This window comes from Clostridium sp. MCC353, assembly GCF_018785315.1.
Lineage (GTDB): Bacteria > Bacillota > Clostridia > Lachnospirales > Lachnospiraceae > CHH4-2.
In genome coordinates, this window is the sequence record NZ_WQPN01000092.1 from 1 (window position 1) to 6,571 (window position 6,571).

Here is a 6,571-nt window from a genome sequence, read left to right on the forward strand (position 1 = left end):
AGCCTTAGTTTCACTTACGGTTGGAAGCTGGTTTTCATCCCCGAAGGATTCCCCTGGGCCCGCCCCCATCCAAACATCCACTCCGTCCCCTCGTCACACTTTCCTGCGTAACGTTCACTAATTAAACCTCATTCAACCTCATCCAATTCCCCCATACATAATCCCAAGCACAAACACAATCACTGCCAACGGCACATACACAAACTTAGCCAGCGGCCCGAAAAATCCGCTAAGCGGTTTTTCCCTTCCGGATTCCAGTTCCTTCTTGATTTCATTAAATCCAAGTATATAATAGATGGAAACCGCCCCCAGCACCGCCCCAAAAGGCACTACGATGATAGTGATAAAGTCCATCCAGGAACCGACCTTCGGCTCCGCTTCCAAAAACAGTCCCACACCGAATGTGATAATTCCGCACAGCGCAACCGCGGCCTTTCTGGAAAGCTTAAAACGGTTCTGCCAGGATTCACAGACAGCCTCAAACATATTTACAAGGCTGGTGATCCCTGCAAATGCTACGGATACAAAAAAGAGCACCGAAAACAACTGCCCCATCGGCATCTGGCGGAAAATGTTTGGCAGTGTGATAAACATCAAGGGCGGCCCCGCATTAGGCTTAATTCCAAATGCAAAAACCGCAGGCATAATTGCCAACGCGGCCAGCATAGCCGCCAGCGTATCGAACAGCGCCGTTTGTACGGAGGACTTTGGTATATCCTCATCTTTTCCCAGATAGGTTCCATAAACGATCATTCCCGAACCGGTAATGGAAAGGGAGAAAAACGCTTGTCCCATAGCCATAACCCAGGTATCCACTTTTAAAAGATATTCCCATTTTGGAACAAACAGGAACTTATATCCCTCTGCCGCTCCCGGAAGAAATGCCACCCGGACTGCCAAAACTGCAAACAAGATAAAAAATGAAGGCATCAAAACTTTATTGATCTTCTCAATCCCGCTGGCCACACCGAACATCAGAATTCCCATAGCGGCAAGAATTACAATCAAATGCCACGGTATACTTCCAAATGCCCCCGTAGCCTGGGCAAAATATTCTGCTGCGTCTGTTGTGAGTATTGTATTAGTCAGGGAACCTGCCAGGGAACGGACTACCCAGCCAACGATTATAGCGTAACCGATGGCGATTCCCAAAGATCCCATTAACGGAATCCACCCTAAAATATAACCTAATTTGCCTTTACCCCTGCTTTTCCAACAGTATTCATAAGATCCCAGCGTCCCGGTCTTTGCCCTCCTGCCGACGGCAAATTCCGCCGAAAGTCCCACCAGACCGAATATAGTAATAAATATCAGGTACGGCACAAGAAAAGCCGCCCCTCCGTACTGCCCTACACGGTATGGAAACATCCAGATATTTCCCATTCCCACCGCTGATCCCACACAGGCCAGAATGAAACCGACACTTGTACTGAAACCGCCGTTCTGATGCCCGTGTGCAGCGGACACATCAGTATTTCTTTTTTCCCCCATTGTTCTGTCTCCTTGTAAATATATAATATGCTATATAGACTATCAGAGAAACAGCCAATAGTCAAATAAATGTCAAATAAACCTGCCGGATAAAATACTGCAGAACACGGTAAGCCTCCTTACAATCCAGCCTTCATTGCTGCAATCCGCTTCAGGGAAATGATTATTCTTTCTTCACTGATCCGGCCCTCCTTCACAGCATTTACCAGAGCCTCATATGCTTCTTTAAAGTCAGCGGGCATCAGCAGTATATCTGCTCCCGCTTCTACGGCCAAAATAGCCGCATCTCCGGATGAATACAGACTTTGTATTGCTCCCATGTTCAGCGCATCTGTAATAACCACGCCGGTAAAGCCCATTTCTTCCCTGAGCACATCCGTAATGAGGGTTTTGGACAGGGATGCAGGCTTGTTTCCGTCTACGGCCACAGCAGCAATATGGGCGGCCATAATACATGGTCTCCCATCATTTACCGCCTGCGCAAACGGAACCAGTTCTGATTTCCTAAGTTCATCCAGTGTTCTGTCCGTATATGCAAATCCCTCGTGGGTATCTCCCTTTGTAGAACCGTGGCCTGGAAAATGTTTATAGACGGGTATAATGCCCTGATCTTTGAGGCCCTCCGCCACCTGTCCGGCCATAGCGGACACAAGTCCAGGATCAGAACCGAACGAGCGCATGGCGACTACCGTATTACCGGGGTTTGTCAGCACATCCGCATCCGGTGCAAAATTCATATTAAAACCGTATTCTTTCAAATAACCGCCTATTGTCTGCCCCACTTCATACGCTTTATCCAAATCACCGGAAGCGCCGATTACAGACATATCAGGAAATTTTTCTACTGAAAATTGGGGGTTGCCCGCTAATCTTGCCACCGTTCCGCCTTCTTCATCCACGGCAATCAGAATTGGAAGTTTAACTGCCGAATCTGCAAATTCTTTTGTACTGGCAATCATTTCCTTAACCTGCTGGGGATTTTGAATATTGGGCTTGAAATATACCAGGCCTCCCACCGGATAATGGACCAGCCCGTTTCTGGTCGCTTCTCCCGCATCCGTCACCTGTTCAAACCCGGTCAGGGCTTCCGGCGTAATGATGAACATCTGGGCGATTTTCTCCTCCAGGTTCATGGAATTAATGATGTTCTCAAATGCGGTATCCTGATCATTGATGTTTCCAGCCGCTACATTTCCGTTCACTCCGCTTCCGGTAACATTGCTTCCGGCCGCCCCGTTTCCGGTAAAGTCGCTTCCGGCCGCTCCGTTTCCGGTAACTCCGCTTCCAGCCGCTGTGCCTCCGCCCATTCCGCCAGCATCCGCCGCTCCTTTTCCGCTCCCCTTATTTCCCGCCTCGCTTCCCCCTGCCGCGCGGTTTTCCGCAGGGGCTTTTGGTATTTTACCTTCTTTATACACACGCATGCCCATAATCATCAGCAGACATATGGCCGCGGCACTTAATATGATGATTATGATACGCGACATGCCTTTGTTTTTGTTTTCTTCCGTCTGTTTTCGGGAATGACGCTTTTCAGCCACAAATTACTCCTTTCATCCTAACTATTGAACTTTGCATTATAAATAGTATAACCATTTTTCCCGTTCTTTTTGGTTTGATACAGCGCAAAATCCGCATTTTTATAAAGGGTCTCAAAGTCCGCGCCCATATCGGGATAGACGGCGATTCCAATGCTGGCGGAAACGCTGCATATCCCGGTGTCGGTCATTATGCTGTCTCTTAAACCGTCTGACAATACCTGGGCCTGTTTATCCAGCCATTCTTGGTTGGGAATCTTTAAAAATACCGCAAATTCATCGCCGCCGATTCTTCCCACAATATCCTCTTCCTGGAAATGCTTTTTTAAATTCCGGGCAAATGTGGCGATTACAAAATCTCCCGCCGAATGGCCGTAAGTATCGTTAACTTGTTTGAAATCATCGATATCCACGATGATAAATGCGTATTCACTGCTGTTGTCCGCCGCTGAAATCATTTCGCAGATCAGCTCCTGTACAGCGGCTTTGTTATAGATTCCTGTTAGCGGATCACTCTGCATTTGTTCAAATAAGCGTTTTTCCTGCTGCTTTTCCTGGTCTATGTTTTGGCGGTAAGCGGTCATTCTGACCGAGTTGTCCTCGCTCCAGAAATAGATGCAGGCCATAATCCGCATCCAGTAATAATTCTGTCCGTCATTGGTGATCATAAAGTCATAACTCAGGCTCTTAATCCCTTTTTCATAGACTTCCAGCACATTTTGGGCAGAAAAGGTATCGATATATCCCTGTCTGTGCTCCTGCTTAATCTGTTTTGCAGCGATGATCTTCAGGGCTTCATCATAAGGGGTGTGTTCCGGAACTCCCAGGCTTTCAAAATACCGCTCTGTGCTCTCTCCCACCGGACAGTTATGCGTGATATCCAATTCGTAAATATTCTCGTAAAGCTGCTTTGCGGCTTCCTGACGCGCCTCGTAATACTCCCGTTCCCGGGCGGTGGTAAGTTCGATGATCCTTTCATTATATTTTCTTATTACCGTGGTGATTGTGAAGAGCACAATGATAATGATAATACAAATGATCAAAATGCCGCGGATCATGGACTGCCGCATATGCTTCGTCAAGATTGAAGTGTCATTTTCCACAATCAAATTCCAGTCCAGATTCCCGATATAACGGGAAACCACATATTCTCTGCCCGGAGCGGAATCGAGCCAATAGGTCTGATCGGCCATTCTATCGTCCTGAATCCGGTCTTTTAATTCCTGATATATGGGATTATCGAACAGATTGACATTCTCATATCCGGTATACTGGGTGGAAATTTCAACCACGCCCTGAGGATTGATCAGGCGGGCTTTCACATTGAATTCCTGCTCATATTCTTTCAGAAGATCCTGCAGATCGTCCACACGAAAACCAACCCCTACTACACCCAGAACAGCGCCGTTTCGGTCCCGGATCTTGCAATTGATAAATACTGTAATCTCGTTATCGGCGGCCTCATCATTGTCAATATTCAGGGAGTATTCTTTATCATTGGCAATAAATTCGTAGTACCAGACATTTTCCGGGTTGTCCTGCTTCATAATCCGGTCCACCCCGTTAAAATGATAGTACCGGTTGGTTTGGGCTGACACCAGAAAAACGGAATCATAGGAATATTTTTCACGATATGCGTGAAGATAATCCCTCATGCTTTTAACAAATGTATCGTCTTGGAGGCGGCTTGTTTCTTCTGCAAGAAACTCTTTTAAAAGATTGTCGTTGGCCATGGTGAGGGAAACATTGACTGGTTTGGTAAAGATCGAATCTATTTGATAAAAAATACCGTCGGCGGCCAGATCGGAAACATGCTCCACATCTGTTTCAAATACCCCCATATTGGCACGGTAGCTGGTAATGGATGTGATGATGAATCCAAGAACAATGACAGCGCATACAAAGACATTGGTACGCAGTAAAATTTTATTTTTCATGTTAATCCTCCTTTGCCGGAGCGTTTTTTGGCTCAAATATTGTGCTGCGTAAATTTTGCGCTATGTAAATTTTGTACTATGTAAATTTGGCACAATGTGAATTTGGCACTACGTCGGCACGCGCTGTGAATTTCAGATTCTCATCCGCGATTCAAATTTGTAACTTTCCAATTGGTATTATATTATATTTTACACCAGACATCCTGTTTCTGCAAATGATAGGGCATAATGCCGGAAGAAATATGAGCTCCCAGTCGTGGAAATAAACTCGAAAACCATTTTCTGTCGTCCCTGAATCACACTTTGTGGAATCTAACTGGACAATTTACTTTTTTTATGCCATAATCCATTAAGAGATAACGTTTTAGTAAAACATTTTGGTTCTATAAAAACAGGAGGATATGTTCATATATGAAGAACGGAAAGCCAACGATCAAAGAGATTGCGGAAAAGACCGGAGTATCCATCGGAACCGTGCACCGGGCCATTTATGGAAAAGAAGGGGTCGGCGAGGAAACCAGAAAACGGATTCTGGCGGAAGTGGAAAAAATGAATTTTCAAATTGATGCGGCGGCATCCAGCTTGAAGAGGAAAACGATCAACATCGCGGTTGTGCTGCCGCAGCCCAAGGGGGAGGACCAGTATTATTTCCGGGGAATCTGGGAAGGGATCAAAGAAGCGGCTGAAGAAGTTCAAAAATATAAGATTAATTTTATATATATCGAATCGGAATACCGGATGGATAAACTGTCCATGGAACTGCAGAAGCTTTATGATACCATGCTTGATGATATAAACGGGCTGATCACATTATCGGATACCAACGACAGCAATGAATGGATTGCCCGGTTTTACAAGCAGGGAGTGACCATCGTGCTCATTTCCAGCTATGGCAGAATTGAAAATTATTTCTGCAGCATTAAGGTAGACCACGTTAAGGCCGGCAGGCTGGCCGCGGAATTTCTGTCCGCCGCCCTCCCGGCAGACCAGGGAAAAATACTGCTTTTGAGCGGAAATGCGGATCTCTTCAGCAACCGGAATTACGCAAACGGATTTTTGGAGGATATTAAACGCCGGGGAATCGAAAATGAGATGATCGTCCTGGACGGCTTTGGAAAAGAGGACGTGGAGGAGCGGTGCAGGATCCTTCTGGATACTGAGGATATCAGCGCCATCTTCTGCTGCAATGCCAGAAATACCTATATCCTCTGTCAACTGCTGGAGCAGCGGCAGAAGAAACGGCCGCTGTTCATAGGCACTGACGTTTTCTTTGAGCTTAAACCATATTTTGAGAACGGTATTCTGACGGCCTCAATTTATCAGTCCAATAAGGAACAGGGGCGGATGGCTGTGGAAGTGCTGTACCGCTATCTGACTACAGGCAGCAGAAGCCGCAGCCAGGAATTTGTGCCGATTGGGTTGGTGATGAAAAGCAACTGCGAATATTATATTAATTGACTGGTGTTACGCAGGAAAGCGGGACGAGGGGGCGGACTGGATGTTTGGAGGGGGACGGAGCAAGGGGAAGCCTTCGGGGATGAAAACCAGCTTCCAACCGTAAGTGAAACTAAGGCTCCAGGGATAGAAAAAGACGGTCCGATGCCCATT

General features: G+C 46.4%; 4 protein-coding genes. 1 reads left to right on the forward strand and 3 read right to left on the reverse strand.

Translation table 11 applies throughout. From position 1 onward, the window contains the following. Positions 1–138: 138 nt before the first annotated feature. From GPL15_RS16135 to GPL15_RS16145, 3 genes are all read right to left on the reverse strand, one after another. Entirely contained in the window at positions 139–1,491 is a 1,353-nt protein-coding gene (locus GPL15_RS16135) for a sodium-dependent transporter (protein ID WP_215699717.1), read from the reverse strand. Positions 1,492–1,610: 119 nt separating this feature from the next. Then, on the reverse strand, positions 1,611–3,029 hold the full coding sequence (locus tag GPL15_RS16140; RefSeq protein WP_346344988.1) for a glycoside hydrolase family 3 protein: 1,419 nt from the start codon (positions 3,027–3,029) through the stop codon (positions 1,611–1,613). 17 nt (positions 3,030–3,046) lie between these two features. Further along, the gene (locus GPL15_RS16145; protein WP_252198465.1) at positions 3,047–4,963 is read right to left on the reverse strand and encodes a sensor domain-containing diguanylate cyclase; all 1,917 of its coding nucleotides are present in this window, start codon (positions 4,961–4,963) and stop codon (positions 3,047–3,049) included. Between the two features lie 411 nt (positions 4,964–5,374). Here GPL15_RS16145 and GPL15_RS16150 point away from each other — a divergent pair, with 411 nt between their 5' ends. After that, positions 5,375–6,421 (forward strand): LacI family DNA-binding transcriptional regulator, encoded by a 1,047-nt coding sequence (locus GPL15_RS16150; RefSeq protein ID WP_215699718.1) that lies wholly within the window; start codon positions 5,375–5,377, stop codon positions 6,419–6,421. Positions 6,422–6,571: the final 150 nt, after the last annotated feature.